The organism is Kitasatospora sp. NPDC086009 (assembly GCF_044540385.1).
GTDB lineage: Bacteria > Actinomycetota > Actinomycetes > Streptomycetales > Streptomycetaceae > Kitasatospora.
In genome coordinates this window covers 1-20,979 of sequence record NZ_JBITSA010000022.1, presented here as the reverse complement: position 1 = coordinate 20,979, position 20,979 = coordinate 1, and the positions used below count along the sequence as shown (strand labels likewise).

General features: G+C 74.7%; 20 protein-coding genes and 1 tRNA gene. 6 read left to right on the top strand and 15 right to left on the bottom strand.

Annotated features, from left to right (window positions below; translation table 11 throughout):
• Positions 1–177: 177 nt before the first annotated feature.
• From ACIF6L_RS33630 to ACIF6L_RS33610, 5 genes are all read right to left on the bottom strand, one after another.
• Positions 178–1,047, bottom strand: a complete 870-nt coding sequence (locus ACIF6L_RS33630) for a carbohydrate-binding protein (protein ID WP_329486949.1) — start codon at positions 1,045–1,047, stop codon at positions 178–180.
• A 130-nt stretch (positions 1,048–1,177) separates the two neighbouring features.
• A complete protein-coding gene (locus ACIF6L_RS33625; protein WP_396489504.1) occupies positions 1,178–2,095 on the bottom strand; it encodes a helix-turn-helix domain-containing protein in 918 nt (305 codons plus the stop codon).
• 109 nt (positions 2,096–2,204) lie between these two features.
• Positions 2,205–3,086 carry an SCO1664 family protein gene (locus tag ACIF6L_RS33620; RefSeq protein ID WP_396489502.1) on the bottom strand — a complete coding sequence of 294 codons (882 nt, stop codon included), beginning with the start codon at positions 3,084–3,086 and terminating at the stop codon, positions 2,205–2,207.
• The gene (locus ACIF6L_RS33615; RefSeq protein WP_329486951.1) at positions 3,056–3,625 is read right to left on the bottom strand and encodes a DUF3090 domain-containing protein; all 570 of its coding nucleotides are present in this window, start codon (positions 3,623–3,625) and stop codon (positions 3,056–3,058) included. Before ACIF6L_RS33615 ends, ACIF6L_RS33620 begins: the two co-directional genes overlap by 31 nt.
• A 323-nt stretch (positions 3,626–3,948) precedes the next feature.
• Complete coding sequence (locus tag ACIF6L_RS33610; RefSeq protein WP_359811332.1) at positions 3,949–4,662, bottom strand: histidine phosphatase family protein; 714 nt, start codon at positions 4,660–4,662, stop codon at positions 3,949–3,951.
• 177 nt (positions 4,663–4,839) lie between these two features.
• On the opposite strand from ACIF6L_RS33610, the gene ACIF6L_RS33605 reads away from it, so the two are divergent.
• Positions 4,840–5,823 carry a magnesium and cobalt transport protein CorA gene (locus tag ACIF6L_RS33605; protein WP_396489500.1) on the top strand — a complete coding sequence of 328 codons (984 nt, stop codon included), beginning with the start codon at positions 4,840–4,842 and terminating at the stop codon, positions 5,821–5,823.
• Positions 5,824–5,896: 73 nt separating this feature from the next.
• Here the strand turns inward: ACIF6L_RS33605 and ACIF6L_RS33600 are convergent, their stop codons facing one another.
• Positions 5,897–6,946 carry an LLM class F420-dependent oxidoreductase gene (locus ACIF6L_RS33600; protein WP_352297224.1) on the bottom strand — a complete coding sequence of 350 codons (1,050 nt, stop codon included), beginning with the start codon at positions 6,944–6,946 and terminating at the stop codon, positions 5,897–5,899.
• 349 nt (positions 6,947–7,295) lie between these two features.
• Between ACIF6L_RS33600 and ACIF6L_RS33595 the strand changes: the two genes are divergently transcribed.
• The 3 genes from ACIF6L_RS33595 (at position 7,296) to ACIF6L_RS33585 (ending at position 11,504) form a co-directional block, all read left to right on the top strand.
• Positions 7,296–8,276, top strand: coding sequence for an aldo/keto reductase (locus ACIF6L_RS33595; protein WP_352297226.1), 981 nt, complete (start codon positions 7,296–7,298; stop codon positions 8,274–8,276).
• Between the two features lie 220 nt (positions 8,277–8,496).
• Positions 8,497–10,764, top strand: a complete 2,268-nt coding sequence (locus tag ACIF6L_RS33590; protein WP_396489497.1) for a helix-hairpin-helix domain-containing protein — start codon at positions 8,497–8,499, stop codon at positions 10,762–10,764.
• A gap of 179 nt (positions 10,765–10,943) precedes the next feature.
• Positions 10,944–11,504 (top strand): cysteine hydrolase family protein, encoded by a 561-nt coding sequence (locus tag ACIF6L_RS33585; protein ID WP_396489495.1) that lies wholly within the window; start codon positions 10,944–10,946, stop codon positions 11,502–11,504.
• Between the two features lie 198 nt (positions 11,505–11,702).
• Here the strand turns inward: ACIF6L_RS33585 and ACIF6L_RS33580 are convergent, their stop codons facing one another.
• Positions 11,703–12,308, bottom strand: a complete 606-nt coding sequence (locus ACIF6L_RS33580; RefSeq protein ID WP_329486959.1) for a hypothetical protein — start codon at positions 12,306–12,308, stop codon at positions 11,703–11,705.
• A gap of 330 nt (positions 12,309–12,638) precedes the next feature.
• Here ACIF6L_RS33580 and ACIF6L_RS33575 point away from each other — a divergent pair, with 330 nt between their 5' ends.
• Positions 12,639–12,848, top strand: a complete 210-nt coding sequence (locus ACIF6L_RS33575; protein WP_329486960.1) for a DUF5703 family protein — start codon at positions 12,639–12,641, stop codon at positions 12,846–12,848.
• A gap of 375 nt (positions 12,849–13,223) precedes the next feature.
• Here the strand turns inward: ACIF6L_RS33575 and ACIF6L_RS33570 are convergent, their stop codons facing one another.
• The 3 genes from ACIF6L_RS33570 to ACIF6L_RS33560 form a co-directional block, all read right to left on the bottom strand.
• Positions 13,224–14,051: a chaplin family protein gene (locus ACIF6L_RS33570; protein WP_396489493.1), complete on the bottom strand. Its 828-nt coding sequence runs from the start codon at positions 14,049–14,051 to the stop codon at positions 13,224–13,226.
• Positions 14,052–14,405: 354 nt separating this feature from the next.
• Entirely contained in the window at positions 14,406–14,648 is a 243-nt protein-coding gene (locus tag ACIF6L_RS33565; protein WP_396489491.1) for a chaplin, read from the bottom strand.
• 259 nt (positions 14,649–14,907) lie between these two features.
• Positions 14,908–16,254 (bottom strand): M20/M25/M40 family metallo-hydrolase, encoded by a 1,347-nt coding sequence (locus tag ACIF6L_RS33560; RefSeq protein WP_329486963.1) that lies wholly within the window; start codon positions 16,252–16,254, stop codon positions 14,908–14,910.
• Positions 16,255–16,545: 291 nt separating this feature from the next.
• Here ACIF6L_RS33560 and ACIF6L_RS33555 point away from each other — a divergent pair.
• Positions 16,546–16,633, top strand: a tRNA-Leu gene (locus ACIF6L_RS33555).
• A 146-nt stretch (positions 16,634–16,779) separates the two neighbouring features.
• Here the strand turns inward: ACIF6L_RS33555 and ACIF6L_RS33550 are convergent.
• The 5 genes from ACIF6L_RS33550 to ACIF6L_RS33530 all read right to left on the bottom strand — a co-directional run.
• Positions 16,780–18,030 (bottom strand): SWIM zinc finger domain-containing protein, encoded by a 1,251-nt coding sequence (locus tag ACIF6L_RS33550; RefSeq protein ID WP_396489489.1) that lies wholly within the window; start codon positions 18,028–18,030, stop codon positions 16,780–16,782.
• A 49-nt stretch (positions 18,031–18,079) separates the two neighbouring features.
• A complete protein-coding gene (locus ACIF6L_RS33545) occupies positions 18,080–18,349 on the bottom strand; it encodes a hypothetical protein (RefSeq protein ID WP_359811348.1) in 270 nt (89 codons plus the stop codon).
• Between the two features lie 84 nt (positions 18,350–18,433).
• Positions 18,434–19,828, bottom strand: a complete 1,395-nt coding sequence (locus ACIF6L_RS33540; protein WP_396489487.1) for a chloride channel protein — start codon at positions 19,826–19,828, stop codon at positions 18,434–18,436.
• A 230-nt stretch (positions 19,829–20,058) separates the two neighbouring features.
• Positions 20,059–20,805, bottom strand: coding sequence for a TetR family transcriptional regulator (locus tag ACIF6L_RS33535; RefSeq protein WP_329486967.1), 747 nt, complete (start codon positions 20,803–20,805; stop codon positions 20,059–20,061).
• A gap of 77 nt (positions 20,806–20,882) precedes the next feature.
• A partial coding sequence (locus ACIF6L_RS33530) for an acyl-CoA dehydrogenase family protein (RefSeq protein ID WP_157849844.1) occupies positions 20,883–20,979 on the bottom strand: 97 nt, incomplete at its 5' end.

Genomic DNA, 20,979 nt, shown 5'->3' with positions numbered 1-20,979 from the left:
TACACAAGATCGACTGGATTCGGTTTCCGACGTTGCCTGAGCGGTTCCGGACTGATAGGGACCGGCTCCCGACGTGGTCCGCCCGGTACGGGGGCGGTTTCCGGGCGCGCGGATGAGCGCCCGGTCGGCCCTGCCGCCGACCGGGCGCCCGGCCCCTGGGGGACGCGGTCGGAGCCGCTACGACCGCTGCCAGAGGGCCGGCACGTTCGGCGGCTCCCAGCCGGTGATGGCGGTGTGCCCCTGGAGGCAACGGTAGGAGGCGCCGGCGTAGGTGACGCGGTCGCCCGCGTTGTAGAGGGTCCCGGCGGTCCAGGAGCCGCCGGGCGGGGAGGTCGGGGGTGCGGTGGTGGGCGTGGTGGGGTTCGGACTGGTCGGCGGCGTGGTGGGGGTCTGCGGCACGTTCAGGACGAAGTCGTAGGTGCCCTCCTTCGCCGAGCCGACCTGGCGGACGTTCATCAGCAGCCGCGCGTCGTAGATGGTGTCGGTGCTGTTGCGCGGCTCGCCGGGGAAGTAGAGCTGAGTGGTGAGCACCGGGCGGCCGGGCGCCTGGAGCTTGACGTGGATGTGCCGGGTGCGGCCCGGGTACAGGCCCGGCACGATGGTGGTGAGGGTGAACGCGCCCTGGGCGTTGGTGAACTGGTGGCCGCGGAAGGCGAAGCCGGTGTTGTCGTAGGCGCCGTTGACGTCGGCCTGCCAGAAGTCGAGCAGGACGTTCGCGATCGGGAGGCAGGCCCGGCCGAAGACGTAGCCGCTCACGGTGAGCCGGGTGCCGGGGGTGCTGTCGGTGATCAGCGACGTCCGCAGCGGGGAGTTCGGCTTGAAGTAGGGGCCCTCGGTCTGCTCGATCGTCGGCTCGTCGCCGTCGTGGCAGGCGGGGGTGAGGCCGGGTGCCTCGCCGGTGCCGACCCGGTCGCGGGCCAGTGCGACACCGCCGCCGATCAGCAGCGGGGTGGCACTGAGGACGGCGGCCGCCTTGAGGACGGTCTTGCGGCTGATCCGGCGGTCGATCAGGCCCTCCGGCCCGGTGGGCTCTTGGGACGCTGGCATGCGCCGACTCCTTCAGTGGGGGGTGTGGGGGGAAGTGGGGGCGGCCCTTGTCATGGTGGGGGCATGACAAGGACCGGGCCGGCGGCCCACCCGTTCCGTACGGGCCGGTCACCGGCGGCCAGCAGCCAACCTACGGGGCGCCCGGGACGGCCGCGATGGACGTGATCCGGGGATCGTGGTGATTTCCTCCGACTCCGGCCCGGAACTCCCCCGGCGTCATCCCGGTCTCCCGCCGGAAGAAGCGGCAGAAGTACGCCGGATCGGCGAACCCGGCCTCCCGGGCGACCTGACGGATCGTCAGGTCAGTGGAGGCCAGCAGCCGTTTCGCCTCCAGCGTCTGCTGCTGGCGGATCAGCCGGCCGGGTGTGCACCCGGTGGCCTGCTTCACCAGCGTCTGCAGATGGCCGGGCGACAGGCCCAGCTCCTGGGCGCAGGAGGCCACCGAGCGGTGCAGCCCGCCCGGGTCGGCGATCAACCGGGTGAAGGCGGTGGCCAGTTCGCTCCCCCGCCCGGGCACCGCCGGACCCGGGCCGGGGGCGCAGGCACGCAGCGCCCGGACGATCAGGATGTGCAGGCTGGCCCGCAGCACGCCCAGGTAGCCGGACGGCAGCGCCCGGTACTCCTGCTCCATGTCGGCCAGCAAGGCGGCGATCGGCCCGGCGTGTTCGCCCAGGGACAGGGCCGGCCGGGAGGAGAGGCCGCGGAGCGCGGCGAGGTCGTCGGGGCGGGAGAGCAGGAAGTCCTCGTTGAAGAGCACCACCTGCCCGGTCAGATCGTCGGCGTCGGCCCAGTAGTGCACCTGTCCGGGCACGATCACGCACAACTGCGGCGGCTGCAGCGTCCGGTGGACCAGGTCCAGGACGTGGGCGCCGCGGCCGCCGGTGACGTAGACGATCTCGTAGAAGGAGTGCCGGTGGGGGAAGGCGGCCCGGGAGAGCGGGCCGATGGCGTCGAAGCTGCCGATCGCGAACGGGAGCAGGTGCGGCAGCGGGACCTGTAAGCGATGCAGCGGCAGGTCCAGGTGGGGGGTGGTCCGTCGCTCGTCCATCGGAGCAGTCTGCGGCCGAACCGCCGCACCGGTCCAGACCATTGCTACAGGGTCGGCAGGTCGGCGCCCCGGGCGGGCGCCGGTCCGGCCCCGCGCGGGGCGGTGCGGGTCAGATCGGCGGCCAGGGGATGGACGGCCAGTCCTGCGAGGGCAGCGGGTGGCGGCCGGTGCCGAGCAGCTCGGCCACCCGGGCGCGGGTGGCACCCAGTTCGGCTGCGGTCAGATGCGGGGCGAGCCGCTCGCCGAGCGCGCCGTCCAGCTGCTCGGCGAGGCCGCCCAGCACCGCCAGGGCGTCCTGCGGCAGCGGCTGACCGGCCCAGCCCCAGAGCAGCGTGCGCAGCTTGCCCTCGGTGTTGAAGGTGACGCCGTGGTCGATGCCGTAGATCCGGCCGTCGGCGGCGGCGATCAGGTGGCCGCCCTTGCGGTCGGCGTTGTTGAGCACCGCGTCCAGCACGGCGAGCCGGCGCAGCCGCTCGTCGTCCGGGTGGACCAGCAGCGCGGTGCGCCCGTCACCGACGTCGGCGCGCACGATCGGCAGCCAGCCGTCCTCCGGTCCGCGCGGGTCCTGGAGGGCGAGCAGCGGGTCCGCCTCCGGGTCGGGCTCCACCCAGAGCTGCACCATGCCGGGCCCGTGCGGACCGTCGCGCAGCACGGTGGGCGGGATCGGCGCCCAGCCGGTGGCGGCGGCGAGCTCGTACGCGGCGACCTCGCGGCCGGCCAGCGTGCCGTCCGGGAAGTCCCAGAGCGGGCGCTCGCCGGCCACCGGCTTGTAGACGGCCTGGGCGGTCAGCCCCTGCGGGCCGTCCAGCGTGACGCTGCAGTAGAGCGCGGCGTTGGAGGCGTCGGTCAGCCGGCCGTGGACGGTCAGGCCGCCCTCGCGCAGCAGGCGCAGCGCGGTCGGCACGTCGGCGGCCAGGGCGGCGCCGGCCACCGGGTCCGCCTGCGGTGGGGTCTCGGTGTTCAGCGCCGGTACCCGTTCGCGCGCGGGCACAGGTGGCCCTCCGGGTCGAGCGGCAGGTTGCAGAACGGGCAGGGCTTGCGACCGGCCGAGACGAGGTCCAGCGCGCGCTTGGCGAACACCCGGGCCATCGCGCCGGAGAGCCGCACCCGCAGCATGTCCGGGCCGTTCTCGTCGTCCTCGAAGACCGCCTCGGCGGCGTCCTCGCCCTCGTCCTCCTCGATCACCGCCTGTGCCTCGACCACCAGGCAGCTGTCGATGCTGTCCCAGGCCAGGGCCATCGTGCCGACCCGGAACTCCTGCTCCAGCGGCAGGTCCAGCGGGGCGGTGTCGAGCAGGTCCACCGGGGCGGCGGCGGGGATCGCGGAGTCGCCGCCGCTGCGCCGCAGGGCCTCGTCGAGGACCTCCTCGATCCGCTCGGCGAGCGCGGCGACCTGGGTCTTCTCCAGCAGCACGCTGGTGATCCGCCCCCGGGCGCTGGCCTGCAGGTAGAAGGCCCGGGCGCCGGGCTGGCCGACGGTGCCGGCGACGAACCGTTCGGGCTGGTCGTAGAAGAAGACCTGACGGGGCACGCTCTCGCTCCGGATCGTTTCGATCGTCGTATGTCGGGTGTTGCGTGGGTGTCGCGTAGTCGTACGTCTGACGGGTGTGTGTCGTCTGCCTGTGGTGCGGGGCGCTCGGACAGCCGGACCGTCCGGGCGCCACCGCCCGCCCGGACACCGGTGGGCCGGTCCCGGCAGGCTCGCTAGTCACCCTACGACCTCCGGGCCCGGCCCGGGGAGCCGAGCCGGTGACCCGGGGCGGGTCCGCCGGGGTCCGCGCCGGTCAGGGCCGGTCCGCGGCGACGGCGGCCGGCGCGGGTGCCGGCGCGGGTGCCGGCGCCGGGGCGGGTCGGTCAGGCGGTGCCGCCGACCACCGCGTCCCCGGCCGGGGTCGCGTCGCCGCCCCGGTCGCCGTGGCCGCCGGCGCCCGGCTTCGGCGCGAGCGAGGAGAGGTCGCCGGTGTCGCCCATTCTCAGCACGAAGGGGCGCTGCGGGGTGTAGCGGATCGCGGTGACCGAGCAGGGCTCGACGGAGATCCGCTGGAAGTGGTCGAGGTGCAGGCCGAGCGCGTCGGCCACCACCGCCTTGATCACGTCACCGTGCGAGCACGCGACCCAGACCGCGTCCTCGCCGTGCTCGGCGGCGACCTTGGCGTTCCACTCGCGGACCGCGTCGACCGTGCGGTGGCTCAGCTCGCGCAGCGACTCGCCCCCGGGGAAGGCGGCGGCGGCCGCGTGGTCCTGGACGGTGCGCCAGAGCGGCTCCTTGGCCAGCTCGGACAGCGGGCGGCCGGTCCAGTCGCCGTAGTGGCACTCGCCGAGGCGCTCGTCCTCGGCCGCCGCCCCGAGCTCGGGGCGGACCGCGAGCAGCGGCTCCACGGTCTGCCGGCAGCGCTCCAGCGGGCTGCTGACGACCTGCGCCACCGGGATCGCGGCGAGCCGGCCGGCCAGCGCGGCGGCCTGCTCGCGCCCGGTGTCGTCGAGATCCACGCCGGGTGTCCAACCGGCCAGGATTCCGGCGGTGTTCGCGGTGGACCGGCCGTGACGGACGAGCAGCAGCGTGGGCATGGAGCCCAGCGTACGGCCTCCCGGCCGGGTCGCGGGCGAGGGGTGGGGGTCGCGGCGGCGGGTGGCGGGCGAGCGGCGGACCGGTGGCGCGGCGGAGGGGGCCGGGTCGTGTGGAGCGCCCGTGCAGAGCGAGGCGTTGTGCCGCCACCGCTCCCGCCGAGGGGCCACAATGGCCCGATGATCGTCCACTGTGCCATCTACCGCGACGGCCGCCGGATCGAGGCGCCCGAGGACCACACCGGCGCCCTCGCCGCCGCGCGGGCGGCCGGCAAGGGCAGTTTCGTCTGGATAGGCCTCTTCGAACCCAGCGTCGAGGAACTCGACCGGGTCAGCGAGGAGTTCTCGCTGCACCCGCTGGCCGTGGAGGACGCCGTCAGCGCCCGTCAGCGCCCGAAGGTGGAGGCCTACCAGGGCTCGCTGTTCGTCTCGCTCAAGACGCTGGGCTACCACCCGGGCGGGCACGCGGTGACCAGCGGCGAGGTGATGATGTTCGTCGGCGAGGACTTCGTGATGACGGTCCGGCACGGCGCCGACAGCCCGCTCGGCGAGCTCCGGGCGGAGCTGGAGGCCCGGCCGGAGGTGCTGAGGTACGGGCCGAGCGCCGTCCTGCACTCGGTCTGCGACACCGTGGTGGACGGGTACGTCGACGTCGCCGTCGGGCTCCAGGCCGACCTGGACGAGCTGGAGGCCGACGTGTTCGCCCCCAACAGGGTCGGCCGTGACACCGCCGGCCGGATCTACGGCTACAAGCGCCAGCTGGTGACCGTCCGCCGGGCCACCGGCCCGCTGCTGGACCCGATGCTGCGGCTGGAGCGCGGCGGCGTGCCGTTCGTCCGCCCCGAGGCGCTGCCGTACCTGCGGGACGTCGCCGACCACCTCGCCAAGGCCAACGACCAGGTCGAGGGCATGGACCGGCTGCTCTCCGACATCCTGAGCGCCAACCTCGCGCAGGTCAGCGTGCAGCAGAACAACGACATGCGGAAGATCTCGGCGTGGGCCGCGCTGGCCGCCGTGCCGACCATGATCGCGGGCGTGTACGGGATGAACTTCGACCACATGCCCGAACTCCACCAGGTCTGGGGGTACCCGGCGGCGGTGGCGCTGATGGTGCTGGTCTGCCTGGTGCTGCACCGGGTGTTCAAGCGGCACGACTGGCTGTAGACCCCGTCCGCCCGTCCGTCCGTACGCGGGGCGCGGGGGGCACGGAGCGGCCGGCCCGTGCCCCGTCGCCGGATCAGGCCAGACCGGCGCGCTCCATCGCCTCGACGCCGGTGCGCAGCGCCCGGACCCGCTCCTCCAGGCTGAAGCCGGCCGGCGCCAGGGTCAGCGTGGTGACGCCCGCGTCGGCGTACGCCTGCATCCGGTCCGCGATCCGGGCGGTGTCGCCGACCAGCGAGGTGGCGTCGATCAGGTCGTGCGGCACGGCCGCCGCGGCACCCTCGTAGTCCCTGGCCAGGTACTTCTCCTGGATCTCGTCGGCCGCCTGCTCGTAGCCCATCCGCCGGGCGAGCTGGTTGTAGAAGTTCTTCTCCTTGCTGCCCATGCCGCCGATGTAGAGCGCGGCGTAGGAACGCTGGGCGTCGACCCCGGCCTCGATGTCCTCGCCGACCGCGATGGTGACGGTCGGGCAGAGGTCGAAGCCCTCGTCCAGGGTCTTCCCGGCCTTGGCCCGGCCGGCCCGCAGCGGGTCGAGGGAGAGCGCGGCCTGCTCGGGCGCGAAGAAGATGCCGAGCCAGCCGTCGGCGATCTCGCCGGTCTGCTCCAGGTTCTTCGGCCCGATCGCGGCGATGTACAGCGGGATGTGCTCGCGCACCGGGTGCACGGTGAGCTTGATCGGCTTGCCGGGCCCGCCGGGCAGCGGCAGCGTCCAGTTCGCTCCTTCGTGGACCAGCCGCTCGCGGGACATCGCCTTTCGGATGATCTCCACGTACTCGCGGGTGCGGGCCAGCGGCTTGTCGAACTTCACGCCGTACCAGCCCTCGGAGACCTGCGGGCCGGAGACCCCGAGCCCGAGCCGGAACCGCCCGCCGGAGAGGGTGTCCAGGGTGGCCGCCGTCATCGCGGTCATCGCCGGCGTGCGGGCCGGGATCTGGAAGATGGCCGAGCCGACGTCGATCCGCTCGGTCTTGGCGGCGACGTACGACAGCACGGTGGCCGCGTCCGAGCCGTAGGCCTCGGCGGCCCAGCAGACCGAGTAGCCGAGCCGGTCCGCCTCCTGGGCGACGGCGATGTTGTCGGCGTCCATGCCGAGGCCCCAGTAGCCGAGGTTGATACCGAGTCGCATCTGCCATGCCTTCCAGTCGGGTTGTCCGTGAGGGTAACCGCACGTCCGGCGGACATGCTACTGGCCGGTAGCTGTGGGCTGGGCCACATTCGGACCCGCCACCCGGGTGCTGATCGTTCTGCGGGTCTGCGCATCTGCCCGGGCACCGGCCGCTACGCTCAGCCGACGTGGGGACGCCTCTCCCCACCTGCGCGTTTGCCGGGCCCGCGCGGACGGGGCGAGCGGCCCGGGCGCGGGCGGCACCGGCGGCGCCGGGGGCGCGCGCGGTTCCGGCGGGTTCAGCAGGACGAGTGGTTTCAGCGGTATCAGCGGTATCAGCGGTGTTGTCGGCCAGTGGAGGGCCCGTCCGATGGAAAAGCGTCACCTCGGCCGTACCGGGCTGCAGGTCTCCCGGCTCGGCCTCGGAACCATGACCTGGGGCCGCGACACCGACGAGCACGAGGCCGCCGAGCAGCTCAAGGAGTTCGTCGACGCGGGCGGCAACCTGGTCGACACCGCCGACGTCTACGGCGACGGCGGCGCCGAGTACCTGCTCTCCCGGCTGACCGACAACCTGATCCCCCGCTCCGACCTGGTCATCGCCACCAAGGCGGGCAGCGTCCCCGACTCCGCCCGCCGCTTCGACGGCTCGCGCGGCCACCTGCTCGCCGCCCTCGACGCCTCGCTGCGCCGGCTGGGCACCGACTACGTCGACCTCTGGCAGGTGCACGCCTTCGACCCGGCGACCCCGGTCGAGGAGACGCTCAGCGCCCTGGACATCGCCGTCACCTCCGGGCGTGCCCGGTACGTCGGCGTCTGCGACTACAGCGGCTGGCAGCTCGCCCGCGCCGCCACCTGGCAGCGCGCCCACCACGGCCGGGTGCCGCTGGCCGGTGCGCAGCTGGAGTACTCGCTGCTCCAGCGCGGCCTCGAACGGGAGGCGCTGCCCGCCGCCCGGGAGTCGGGCGTCGGGCTGCTCGCCTCCTCGCCGCTCGGCCGCGGCGTGCTCACCGGCAAGTACCGGCACGGCGTCCCGCAGGACTCGCGCGGCGCCTCGCCCTACCTGTCCGGCTTCGTCCAGCCCTACCTCGGAGAGCGCTCGCGGCGGATCGTGGACGCCGTCGCCACCGCCGCCGACGGGCTGGCCAGCAGCCCGCTCGCGGTGGCGCTCGCCTGGGTGCGGGACCGGCCGGGGGTGGCGAGCGCGCTGGTCGGGGCACGCACGGTGGCACAGCTGCAGTCGGCGCTGTCAGTGGAGGCGCTTACGCTTCCGGGTGAGATCCGTGGTGCGCTCGACGACATCTCGTCGCCGGTCCACCGCTATCCGGACCAGGGGTGGACCGAGCTCTAGGGCTCGCGCCGCCGCCGGGCGGGCCGGATCTCGACGACCGACGACCGACACACTGAGGGTTGACGGCCGACGACGGACGTGATGCCCCGACGCGGGCCGGCTCGGCCCCGGCACGGTCGGGCCCGACCCCGCGCGCCGCCGGTGGCGGCCGCGAGCGGCGGCCGCTCCGGGCGCGGAGCGGCCGCCGCCCCAGCAGTGGAGTGATCTTTTGGAGCGAACGATGAGTGACACGGAGAACGGCGCTCCGCAGGAGTCCCCGGCGGCCGCGGGGACGGACGGCGCCGACAAGGCGGCCGCCGTCGCGGCGCTGGCGGAGGCGATCCGGGTGGTCGGGCAGCAGTCGGCCCGCCCGGGCGCGCCGGCCTCCGGGAACACCCCGCGCGTCCCGGGCGCCTCCGGCGGTTCGGACGCCCCGGCGGGTGGAGACGCCCCGGCGGGTGAAGCCGCCCCGGCCGCGGCACCGGCCGCCGCCCGCCCCTCCCGGTACCAGGCCGAGACCGACGAGCAGCGCGCGGAGGCCCTGCGGGCCACCGCCGAGGTGCTGGCCGCCGGCGGTGCGCCCACCGACCTCGCGCCCGCCGCCGTGGCCGCCTTCGGTGACGGCGCCGCCGAGGAGCTGCGCGCCGACCCGTGGGCCGTGCTGACCCTGCCCGGCGTCCGCCCCGAGCACGCCGACGGCTTCGCCCGCGGGCTGCTCGGCCCCGCCGCCGGCCCGGGCGACCCCCGCCGGGCCCAGGCGCTGGTGCCCTGGCTGCTGGAGCAGGCCGCCCTGCGCGGCCACTCCGCCGTGGAGATCGGCGAGGTGACGGCCGGGCTGGACCGCCTCGGCCTGCCGGACGCCGCCGCCGCGCTGCAGTCGGCCGTGGTCGACGGCCGGGCGATGCCCTTCCAGGAGGAGCTGACCGGCGCCGAGGCGCACTCCGCCGGCGGCGACGAGGACGACGAGCCGCCGACCCGCACCGTGCTCGCGCTGGAGCGGCTGGCCCTGGCGGAGGAGAGCCTGGCCGACGGCCTGGTCCGGCTGATGTCGACCTTCGTCCCCGGCGTGGACGGGTCTGGCGAGGTGAACGAGGCGGCCGAGGCGGACGGCGGCGAGGGCGGGAGCGGCGAGGAGGCCGAGCCCGCTCCGGCGGCGGACGCGCCGGCCGCCGAGGACGCCACCGAGGACGCCTCCGAAGACCCGGCCGGGGACCCCTGCGCCGAGGACGCCACCGAAGACCCCTCCGCCGAGGGCGTCGACGAGAGCCCGGCCGTCGAGGGCCCGGCCGACGGCGCCGACGCTCCCGGTACACCCGCCGCCCCCGGCCCGGCCGCCTGGGAGGCGGCCGCCGCCGCGGCGCCGTCCTCCTCGGCGACCGCCCTGATCCGGGCCGCCGCGGAGAGCGCCCTGGTCACCCACACCGGTGGCGAGGCCGCCCGCGCCGAGCCGGTCGCGCTGGTCCGCGCCGCCGCCGGCCTCGGTCTGCGCGCCTGGGCCGCCACCTGGACCGAGCAGGGCCGGGACGCCCTCGCCGGGCCGGCCGACGAGCCGCTGCCCGCCGCCACCCTGGCCGAGCTGCTGTCCGGCACGGCCGGCCCCGGCCGGTCCTCGGACGGCACGCTCGCCCTCGACGTCCTCGTCGTGCTGGACGCCCCGCTGCTGGACGTCGAGCTGGCCGCGACCCTGCTGGAGTCGCTCGCCGACGGCACCCGGCTGGTCCTGAGCGGCGACCCGGGCCAGCTCTGGTCGGCCGGGCCGGGCCGGTTCTTCGCCGACCTGCTGACCGCCAAGGTCTGCCCCTCCGTGGCCTCCCGCACCCCGGACTTCGGTCCGATCGGCGAACTGGTCTCCGGCATCGGCATCGGCGAGCTGCAGCCGGTCGAGGCGCCGGACAAGGAGGTGGTCATCCTGACCGCCAAGGACGGCGGCGAGGCCGTCCACCGCGCCATCCAGCTGCTCACCGACTCCATCCCGCGCGCGCTCGGCATCCCCGCCGAGCAGGTGGTGCTGCTGACCCCCGGCCACGGCGGCTCGGCCGGCACCCGGGCGTTGAACGCCGCCGCCAAGGCCGCCCTCAACCCCGGCCCGGGCCGCTTCGGCGGCTTCGACCCGGGCGACCGCGTGGTGGACTCCCCCGCCCCCGGCGTCGTCCGCCCCGCCCGCGTGCTCGACGGCGACGCCACCGGCCTGCACCTGGAGTACCCGGACGGCTCGCGCCGCAGCGTCCCGCCGGCCGAGGCCGGCCGGCTGCGGCACGGCTGGGCACTGACCGTCCACCAGGCGGTCGGCCGCCGCTGGCCGGGCGCGGTCGTCGTCCTCCCCGAGGACGCGGGCGCGGCCCTCACCCGCCAGTGGGTCTACACCGCGTTCGGCCGCGGCGAGCGCCACCTCTCCGTGGTCCACGCGGCCGGCCCGGCCCTGCCCCAGGCCGTCGCCGAACGCCCGGCCGCGCCGCGCACCACCCGGCTGCGGGCGATCCTCGCGGAGAACGCCGCCCAGGCGTACTGAGGGGTGTTCGCCAAGTCGCGCGCGGACCCGGCGGGACTTGGCGAACACCCCCTAGCGCGCGGACGCGGAGGGGGGACCGGGCCGGTCCCCCCTCGGTGCCGGGGCCGGTCCGCTGTCGGAGGGTGGGTCTAGCGTGCTCCGGGGCCACCACCGTGGCCGGGTACGAGCAAGGGGAGAGCATGACCACACTCGAAGGCCGTCCGCGGACCGCGCTGCTCGTCGTCGACGTGCAGAACGGCGTCGTCGAGGAAGCGCACGAGCGCGACGCCGTCGTCGCCAACATCGGCCGCCTGGTCGCGAAGGCCCGCCACGAGAAGGTCCCCGTCGTCTGGGTCCAGCACTCCGACCCGGACCTGGAGCCGGGGAGCGACGGCTGGCGGATCGTCCCCGAGCTGACGCCGGGCGACACCGAGCCGCTGGTCGGGAAGACCTACGGCGACTCCTTCGAGGACACCGAGCTGGAGACCGTCCTGGCGGGCCTCGGCGTCGGCCGGCTCGTCGTCGCCGGCGCGCAGACCGACCAGTGCATCCGCTCGACGCTGCACGGCGCCCTCGTCCGGGGCTACGACGCGGTCCTGGTCGCGGATGCCCACACCACCGAGGACCAGACCGCCTGGGGCGCGCCGCCGCCGGCCCAGGTCATCGCCCACACCAACCTGTACTGGACGTACCAGACGGCACCCGGCCGGACGGGCGGCACGGTGGGCACCGAGGACGTCGATTTCGGCGCCACGTCCTGAGGGCCGCGCCACGCGGCGGGAGAGCCCCCGGAGTGCCGACCCCGGGGGCCGACGGGAATGTCCGAAACCATGCGCTCGCAGAAGCGTTCGAGCAGCCGGCCGGGAGCTGCGGGGCCCGGGCCGTCCTCCCCACCCCGGCGTCCCGCTCCGCCGCCCCGGGCAGGCGGGGCGGCGGAGCGGGCGGTGGCGGAGCTCAGGTCACTCGTCCGGGTCCTCGTCGTCGTAGACCTCGCTGACGTCGAACCGGCAGATCAGCAGCTGCGGGTCCGCGTGCTCGAAGGGCTCCGGCAGCCACTCCCCCGGCTCGGTCGGCTCGGCGGCGGCGACCCAGAGCGTGGAGTCGCCCTCCTCCAGGCCGAACTCCTCGCTCCGGGCGGCGATCTCGTCCGGCTCGTACTCGCCGAACAGCACACCGATCGCGGCGTTCACCTCGCCCGACCCGCCCCCGCCCGGGGTCAGCGAGTCGTCCAGCCGCTCGGCCTGGGCGCGCAGCCGCTTCGGATCGACCACGTGGTAGTCGCGGCGGATCAGGACGCTGATCGCCTCGGGCTGCTCGGGGCCGTTGTACCCGCCCGGTCCCTCGTCGCCGGGGACCTCGAACGGGGTGACCTCGTCGTAGACCTCGTAGAGGAGTTGGTCGTAGGCGATGGCCGCCGTCGCGAGCTGCTCGTAGGCGGTGAACACAGCGGGATCGTCCGCTGCGCTGGGGCTTGACACCGCTTCCAGATGACGGTCGATGGCGGCCTTGACCGCCTCGGCGGCGGCGCGTACCTCGGCAATGGTGGGCTGCGCGGCATCAGACATGGTGCAGACGCTATCTCCCCTCGGTGTCGGTACGCACAGCGGTTGTCACCTACACCCGCGATTTCACCGCAACTTCCCCCCTGATGTCCGATCCGCGTGGTTCTGTACCCGCGCACGCCCGCGCGGAGCGCGCGGATCCGGCACGGCGGGGCCGCCCGCGTGCCGCTTCCACGGGCCCTGATCGGGGTATCCCGTCCACAGCGGAAACGGAACTGATGAGCTGTCAGGCGTACGGGCGGGGCCCCGCCGGGAGGGCGGCCGAAAATACCCGGGCCCGTTGTCGGAGGCAGGCCGTAGGCTTGCTCGCAGGTGACCCTCAGGAGGAGCGTTTTGACTTCACCGAAGCCGGTCCGGCAGCCGGAGTACGAGTACCAGTCGTTGCGCATGCCGCGCGGTACCTCCCGCAACGCGGCGCGCCAGCTGCTCACCGACCATGCCGAATACGGGCATTGGGAGCTGGACAGGCTGCGGCTGTTCCCGGACGGTAGCCGGACGGTGCTGCTGCGGCGGCGAATCATCCGGCAGGTGCGGAGCTGGTGACGGGCCCCTCCCGCTGACCGGTACGGGCTGCCGCCTCCGCACGCCTCCTCGGGCCGGGGCGTCGCGCACGACCCGGCCTGGTGCCGCCGTTCACGCTGCGTGGCCGAGCGGGTCGTCGGCGTGTGCGCTCCCGCCGGTCCGGAGCCGTCCGTCTGTGGTGCCCGCGGCCGTCCGAACCACGGACGGCCGCGGGCACCACGCGTCCACACCCGGGCTCGCACGGCGCCCACCGCCGCCGCACCCGGGGTTCGACCCGGGGTGCCGCGGCGGCACGGCCGCTCACTCAGGCCGGAGCCCGCTCCGGCGTCCGCCCCGCCGCCCCGGGCAGGAGCGACCCGCCGGGCACGTGGTCGACGCCGGGCACGTGGTCGACGCTCAGCGCGCGCCGGCGCGGGCGCGGCGGTAGAGCACGCCGCCGCCGAGCAGCAGGGCGAGGCCGGCCGCGCCGAGCAGCTCGGTGCCGCCCGCACCGGTCGAGGCCAGCTGGCTGCCGGCCGCCTCGGGAGCGGCGGTGCGCGCCGATGCCGGCACGGCCTGACCGCTCTGGCCGCCGCCGGCCGCGGTGGTCATCGCGGGAGTGGTCGCACCGGGCGCCGCCGGGGTGGTGGCGGACGGGCTGCCCGTCCGGGGGTTGCCGGGCGTGGTCTCACCGCCGCCCGGGTGCGACGGCGGTGTGGACGGCTGAACGGTGGGCGGCGGCGGGTTGTGCGAGCCGTGCTCCTCGGGGCAGTCCTCGTCCGGCTTGACGGGCGGGGTGGTGGCCACCGACGAGCCCTCGTTCCCACAGGCGTTCCCGAAGGCCGGGTTGCCGACGCCGACCACGTCGACCGAGTTGCCGCAGGCGTTGACCGGGACGTGCACAGGCGCCTGGACGCTGTTGCCGGAGACCACGCCGGGCGAGCCCGCCGCCGCACCGGAGGCGGACGACCCCGAGGCGCTGTGGCCGCCGCCGGGGTGCCCGCTGACGTTGGCGCAGTGGTTGCCGTACGCCGGGTTCAGCACGCCGATCACATCGACGGTGTTGCCGCAGGCGTTGATCGGCACCTCGACCGGTACCTGCACCGAGTTGCCGGAGGCCACGCCCGGCGAACCGGCGGCGCCCCCCTGCGCCTCGGCGCCCGCGTAGGCGTAGCCGGCGGTCGAGGCCAGGACACTGCCGGTGGCCACGGCCGTGAGGAGCCCCTTCTTGGCTACATTCCTCATATTTTCCCCTGACGTATCGAGACGACGTGATGACCTATCCGAAAGTCGGAATTTCCGACGAACGGGAAAGGTCTTCGAGTGCACAGGAGACAACGAGGCGCAAGCGGCGAGGTTGAGCCGAAAGAACCCTATTCACCCGATCGAGTGAGGCGCGACAACAGGCTGACGGCCCGCCGATTCCCGGCCGTGTCCGGACGCACAAGCGCCCCCGGGTGGCGCGTCCGCCACCCGGGGGCCGAGTGAGTCGTTCCGGTGATCGGCCCGTCGACCTGTCGGCCGGTGCCCCACCGGCCGGTCGACCCGTCGACCGGTCATCCGGTCATCCGGTCATCGCGCGCTCAGCGCGCGGGCGCCTTAGAAGTTGGCGCAGTGGTTGCCGAACGCCGGGTTCAGCACGCCGATCACGCTGACGGTGTTGCCGCAGAGGTTCACCGGGATGTGCACGGGAATCTGAACCTGGTTGCCCGCGACCACGCCCGGGGAGCCAGCGGCCACACCGTTGGCGGCGGCGCCGCCGTGGGCGGACGCGACACCGGCGGCGGCCAGCACCAGGCCACCGGTGGCGGCGGCAACGGCAGCGATCTTCTTGACCTTCATCATTCCTCCTGTATGAGCAGCGCAACCCGTTCGGCGGGCTGCATAGGAATGAACGACGGTGTGGCAAACGGGGTACGGAACCTTTTCCCCATTCACCCGCAACGGTGATGACCCGCACGGATGATCGATCCGTGGATACCGGCAGAATCGTTTCTCTCGATCTCCATTTCCCGGTCCCAAATCATTAGCTCGGACAATGCGGACGGCCCGCCCCCGGAACCCCGGGAGCGGGCCGTCGTCCCGCGGGCGGGAGGGTCGTTCAGCAGGCGTCGATGAAGCGGTCCAGCACCCGCACGCCGAACTTGAGCCCGTCCACCGGCACCCGCTCGTCCACGCCGTGGAACATCCCGGCGAAGTCCAGCTCCGGCGGCAGCTGCAGCGGAGCGAAGCCGAAGCAGCGGATGCCGAGGTCCTGGAACGACTTGGCGTCCGTCCCGCCGGACAGGCAGTACGGCACGGCCCGCGCGATCGGGTCCTCCGCCTGCAGGGCGCTCTGCATCGCCTCGACCAGCGCACCGTCGAAGCTGGTCTCGATCGCCTTGTCCGAGTGCAGGCTCTCGCGCTTCACGCGCGGGCCGAGCACACTGTCCAGCTCGGCCAGGAACTCCTCCTCGTAGCCGGGCAGGAAGCGCCCGTCCACGTGGGCGGTGGCCTGCCCGGGGATCACGTTGACCTTGTAGCCGGCGCCGAGCATCGTCGGCTGGGCGGTGTTGCGCAGCGTGGTGCCGATCATCTTGGCGATGCCGCCCAGCACCCGCAGCGTCTCGTCCATGTTCTCCGGGTCGAGCCGCACGCCGAGCGCGTCGGACAGCTCGTCCAGGAAGGCGCGGACGGTCTTGGTGATCCGCAGCGGGAAGGTGTGCCGCCCGAGCCGGGCCACCGCCTCGCACAGCTCGGTGATGGCGTTGTCGTCGTTCTCCATCGACCCGTGCCCGGCCCGGCCCTCGACCGTGAGCCGCATCCAGTGCATGCCCTTCTCCGCCGTCTCCACCAGGTAGAGCCGGACCTGGTCGTTGACGGTGAACGAGAAGCCGCCGACCTCGCCGATGCCCTCGGTCACCCCTTCGAAGAGGTCCGGGTGCTTGTCGACCAGGTACCGGGCGCCGTAGGTGCCGCCCGCCTCCTCGTCCGCCACGAAGGCCAGCACCAGGTCCCGCGGGGGCTTGCGCCCGGTCCGCAGCCGGTCGCGCACGACGGCCAGCGTCATCGCGTCCATGTCCTTCATGTCGACCGCGCCGCGCCCCCAGACGCAGCCGTCCGCGATCTCGCCGGAGAACGGGTCGTACGTCCAGTCCGCCGCGTTGGCGGGCACGACGTCGGTGTGCCCGTGGATCAGCAGGCCCGGACGCGAACGGTCCTCGCCCTCGATCCGGACGACCGTCGAGGCCCGCCCCTTGGCGGACTCGAAGATCTGCGGCTCGATGCCGAACTCCGCGAGCTGCTCCGCGACGTACTCGGCGGCCTTGCGCTCCCCCGGGCCCGAGCCGTCGCCGTAGTTGCTGGTGTCGATCCGGATCAGGTCGCGACAGATCCCGGCGACCTCCGACTCGGCCGTCACCTTCGGCGCCGCCGCCCGCCCCGCCGTCGACTCGCTCCGCTCGCTCACGGTCACTCCTCGTCTCTGGCCCGCACCGACGCACCGGCGCCTTACCCCCGGGACCTGCACCCGGGCGTACGAGCACGTCCGCCCATCCTCCCCCAGGCCCCCAGCCGTATCCACCCCGCGGGCCCCCGGGAACCGAGGCGAAATCCGCTGGTCACACCCCCGCCACAGAGCACCCCTTGCCCAGGTCACCGCCCCTGCCCAACGATCCGGGGCCGTTTTGGGAGCGCAAGCCGATCTTTGCTACAGTTACATCTGTCAGCGCGGCCGACGAGGCCGCGGAGACAACACCCGGTCCGGGTGGCGGAATGGCAGACGCGCTAGCTTGAGGTGCTAGTGCCCTTTATCGGGCGTGGGGGTTCAAGTCCCCCCTCGGACACCAACGAAGACCCCTGTTGATCAGGGGTCTTCTGCGTTTCCCGAGCGCGGTGGGCCCCCCGGCCCGGCGGGGCGGTCACCGCGTGAGATTTCCGCGTCCGCCGCCGGGCCTCGCCCGCGCCGCCGGACCGGAGCGGCCGCCATGGCTGGTCAGAGGCCGTGTTCGTCCAGGATCCGCAGGAGGTTGCGCTTGCGCCGGTGGTCGGCCCGCAGGGCCGCGAGTTCGGCCGCGAACGCCGGCTCCGTCCCCAGGGCCCGGTGGCAGGAGCGGACCTCCAGCAGCAGCCGGGCCAGCTCGCGGTAGCGGGCGTCGCCGGTGAGCGGACCGAGCCGCTCGATCGCGCGGCGGTACCCCTCCAGGGCGTCCCCGGGCCGGCCGGGGTCGCCGGGGCCCGGTCCGGCCGGCGGCCTCGGGCCCGGGACGCCCTTGCCGGCCGCCCGTGCGAGGGCACGCTCGGCCTTGGCCAGCTGCTTCATCAGGTCCTTCTCGGCCCGGCCGGCGGGACTGCGCCGGGCTGCCTCCTCCGCCCGCTCCCGGACCCGGCGCAGACCGGGCCCGCCCAGCAGGTCGCGGTAGTCCGCCAGCTCCGCCTCCACCAGGTGGTCGTGGCCGCCCAGCAGCCGGTCGACCAGCCAGTCGGCCAGCTCGGCGCGGTCCGGCGGCGCCGACCGGCAGGCCTCCAAGTGGGCCTCGTCGAGATCGGCGGCGACCCCGCCGACGCACCCGGCGGAGTCGTCGATCCGGTCGTACGCCCGGCCGAGCAGCCGGATCGCCTCCCGCGCCAGGGCGATCGCCTGCCCGGCCTGCCCCTCCGCCGTCAGCGCGCGGACGGCGGTCACCGCCTCGCCGGCCTGGAGGGCGTACGCCTGCGCGTCCGCGTACTCGACGTACCCGTAGCGGCTGAAGCGGCCCACCGCGAGCAGATCGGTGATCCGGGAGCGCAGTTGGGCGGGATCGGCCTGCGCGGTCGCGGCCCGGAGCTCCAGACGACGCCTCAGGGTCCGGTCGCCGTCCATCAACTCGCGTACCAGGAGCAGCAGGTCCTCGCGTGAGCGCGAGCCCAGCCAGGACTCCAGGCTGCCGGCCCGCGCCGTCGCCTCGGCCTTGAGCCGGGGCAGCTCGTGCCACTTCTCCAGCACCACCAGGCCCACCGCGACGCAGTGCTTGCAGAAGTTGCCGTCGAGTCCGTAGGGGCAGTCGCACTCGCCCGACAGCCCGTACTCCGCGTCGAGTTCGAGCACCACCTCGTAGGCCTCGGTGCCGCTCACGACCGCGGTGAACCGCTCCGCCCCGACGTCGAGTTCGGCGACCGCGTCCCGGTAGCCCCGGCCCCGTTCGAAGGAGCGCGGCCCGGCCAGGCCGCTCAGGTCGTCCTCGGTGAATCCGGCGCTGCTCGTCACCCTGTCATTCAAGCAAACGGCACCGGCCGGCCGACCGGATTCGGTCGCCTCAACGGGCCGCCCAGACCGGGCAGGCCGGGTGGTGGCGGTGGGTGCGGATGATGGTCCCGCCGAGGGAGCGGTGCTCGGTGGTGGAGACCGCGCAGCAGCGCGGTGCCGCGGTGGCGGTCGCGGGCCCGCGCGAGGAGGCCGGCGCGCTCGGGCCCGGCACGGTGGCCGGGGCGGAGGTGTGCTTCGGGGCGAAGGTGTGCGCCGGAGCCGGCGTCCGGTGCGGGGCGGCCGAGCGGCGGCGTCGGCGGCGGGGAGCAGAAGTGGTCACGGAGCGAGACTGCCCAGGTCTCGGCCGGTGAATCCGGGGCTCACCCGGATGGACGACGGGCGCCGGGGCGCGGGCGGGCGCCCGTCAGCCTTCGGCCGGCCGCTCCGGCGGGGCCCCGCCGGCGGGCGCGGCCCCGGCCCGGCGGCGGCCGAGCCGGTGGATCGTCTCGGCGACCACGAAGGCCGTCACCGCGGCGACGATCAGCAGCGGCATCGAGTTCGCCGAGTCGGCCCCGAGCAGTGCCGACGCGAGCACGGTGCTGGTGACCGGCAGTCGGGTGACCGCGGCAGCGGAGGCGGCGAGGCCGGCCGCCAGCCCCGGGGCGAAGCCGAAACCGGGCAGCGGCCCGCAGGCGATCCCGAGGGTCGCGCCGATCAGGAGCGCCGGGAAGATCGGACCACCGCGCAGGCTGCCCAGCGCGATGCCCCAGCCGAGCGCCTTGCAGACCAGCAGCGCCAACAGCGCGCCGACCGGCCAGGACGCCGGATCGGCGGCCAGCTCGCCGAGGGTGGCCTGTCCGGAGAGCGCGGCCTCCTCCGGCGAGCGCCCGGTGAGCAGCGCGTACGCGGTGATGCAGGCGCCGACGGCGACGGCGCAGAGCACCGTCCGGACGGCCGTCGCCCGCCGGGTCGGCGCGGGCCGGTCCGGGAGGCCGGTGACGTACCCCTTGACCCGGGTGCCGAGGAGCCGGCCGGTCACGCAGATCGCCGCCACCCCGACCGCGAGCGGGACCCCCCAGAGGAAGTCACCCGGGTCCGGGACGCCGGACGGCGGCTCCGAGGGCAGCGAGAGGGCCCCGATCGACAGCCCCGTCCAGTGGCCGAAGCCGGTGAACACCAGCGCGCCGATGCCGCTCGCCAGCAGGCACGGCAGGATCAGCGCCGTCAGCTGCGGCCCGCCGAGGCCGGCGCCCTCGATGATCATCACGGCGGCGACCAGCGGACTGCCGAAGATGGTGGAGATCGCCGCCGCCGAGCCGGCCGCGCCGAGCACGGGCCCCAGTTGGGGCTTGGCGGTCAGCCAGGCGGGCCGGACGGCGAGCAGGGCGAGGCCGCTGCCCAGGGCCATCAGCGGCGCCTCGGGACCGAGCACGACGCCGAGCGGCAGACAGGCCAGGGCCGCCAGCACCACGCCGGGTACGGCGACCGGGAGGGTGGGCGGACCGCCGAGTCCGTCCACCGGGACGTGGCCGCCGCGGCCGGGCAGCCGGGTGACGATCGGGGCGAGCAGCAGGCCGGCGAGCAGCAGCGCGGGCAGCGGCCACCACCAGGGCGCCCGGTCCAGGCCGAGGCTGTCCGGAAGGCTCTCCCAGACCCAGTGCTGGAGTTCGTGCTCCAGGCTGACGAAGCCGAACGCGGCGAGCGAGACGGGGATGCCGACGACGGCCGAGATCAGCAGGAGGACCAGGTAGCCCTTCTTCAGCAGTACCGCGCGCACGGCCTCGGGTCCGCCGACGGGCCGACCGGTCTGCTCGGGCATGCCCGCTCCTTCGCGCTCACCGGAGCCGGCCGCTGCCCGGTCCCGTCCTGGGACCGAGTCTCGCCCGCGGTACCGGCGCCCGCGCGGTGGTCCGCGTTCCGGCGCGGCGCGCCCCGAGCGGGTTGCGCCGTACGGACGAGCGGGCGCCCGGGGTCGGCGCCGTACGGACGAGCGGGCGCCCGGGTCGGTCCGCGGTCGGCGCCGCGCGCCGGGGCCGCGGCCGCGGCCCGTCAGGCCTGCGGGACCTGCCGGGACTCCTCCAGCGCGCTCTCGATGCCCTGCACCATCCGCCAGAGCGGCGCCCGCCGACTGGCGACCAGCACCACGACGTCGTCCGCCTCGCCGTCCGGCACCGCCTCGGCCGGCCGGTCGCTCCAGGTGCCGGTGACGAAGGCCATCGCCGCGTCCACCTCGGTGGTCCAGTCGCTCTCGCCGCCGGAGCGCAGCCAGGTGCGCAGCGCGTGGTTGTGCGCGGAGACCACCGCGGCCGCGATCACGTCGGCGCGCAGGGCCCCGTCGGCCCGCGCGGCGAAACGCCCGCGCAGGTAGTGCGCGAGCATGTGCTCGTAGCGCCAGACCACCGACAGCTCGTACGCCCGCAGGCCGGGCACCTTGCGGGTGAGCCGGTAGCGCTGGACGGAGAAGGACGGCTGCTCGGCGTACATCCGCAGGACGAGGCGGGCGGCGTCGCAGGCGTGCCGGACCGGGTCCTCCTCGCCGGTGCCCGACTCCAGGAACTCCGTCATCTCGGCGAGGCTGCGTTCGTGGTCGGGGAAGACCACGTCCTCCTTGGCCGGGAAGTAGCGGAAGAAGGAGCGCCGGCCGACTCCGGCGAGCGAGACGATGTCGTCGATCGTGGTCTGTTCGAAGCCCCGCTCCAGGAAGAGTTCGAAGGCGGCGGCGACGAGCGCTTCACGCATCGCCGGCTTCGGCGGACCGTCGTTCATGGGCTGGTCCTGCTCTTCCTTCTCGCTCATTCCCGGAACATAGCACCGGCTTCGAACAGCCGGGCCAGGTGTGCGGCGGGGTGCCCGCGGCACCCCGCCCGCGACCGTTACGGCAGGTTGCGGGCCATCACGATCCGCTGGACCTGGTTGGTGCCCTCGTAGATCTGCGTGATCTTCGCGTCCCGCATCATCCGCTCCACCGGG

Coding starts and splice junctions, on each gene's coding strand:
- ACIF6L_RS33630 (WP_329486949.1), bottom strand. CDS start 1,047: ATGCCAGCGTCCCAAGAGCCCACCGGGCCGGAGGGCCTGATCGACCGC.
- ACIF6L_RS33625 (WP_396489504.1), bottom strand. CDS start 2,095: ATGGACGAGCGACGGACCACCCCCCACCTGGACCTGCCGCTGCATCGC.
- ACIF6L_RS33610 (WP_359811332.1), bottom strand. CDS start 4,662: ATGCCCACGCTGCTGCTCGTCCGTCACGGCCGGTCCACCGCGAACACC.
- ACIF6L_RS33605 (WP_396489500.1), top strand. CDS start 4,840: ATGATCGTCCACTGTGCCATCTACCGCGACGGCCGCCGGATCGAGGCG.
- ACIF6L_RS33600 (WP_352297224.1), bottom strand. CDS start 6,946: ATGCGACTCGGTATCAACCTCGGCTACTGGGGCCTCGGCATGGACGCC.
- ACIF6L_RS33595 (WP_352297226.1), top strand. CDS start 7,296: ATGGAAAAGCGTCACCTCGGCCGTACCGGGCTGCAGGTCTCCCGGCTC.
- ACIF6L_RS33590 (WP_396489497.1), top strand. CDS start 8,497: ATGAGTGACACGGAGAACGGCGCTCCGCAGGAGTCCCCGGCGGCCGCG.
- ACIF6L_RS33585 (WP_396489495.1), top strand. CDS start 10,944: ATGACCACACTCGAAGGCCGTCCGCGGACCGCGCTGCTCGTCGTCGAC.
- ACIF6L_RS33580 (WP_329486959.1), bottom strand. CDS start 12,308: ATGTCTGATGCCGCGCAGCCCACCATTGCCGAGGTACGCGCCGCCGCC.
- ACIF6L_RS33570 (WP_396489493.1), bottom strand. CDS start 14,051: ATGAGGAATGTAGCCAAGAAGGGGCTCCTCACGGCCGTGGCCACCGGC.
- ACIF6L_RS33565 (WP_396489491.1), bottom strand. CDS start 14,648: ATGAAGGTCAAGAAGATCGCTGCCGTTGCCGCCGCCACCGGTGGCCTG.
- ACIF6L_RS33540 (WP_396489487.1), bottom strand. CDS start 19,828: ATGCCCGAGCAGACCGGTCGGCCCGTCGGCGGACCCGAGGCCGTGCGC.
- ACIF6L_RS33535 (WP_329486967.1), bottom strand. CDS start 20,805: ATGAGCGAGAAGGAAGAGCAGGACCAGCCCATGAACGACGGTCCGCCG.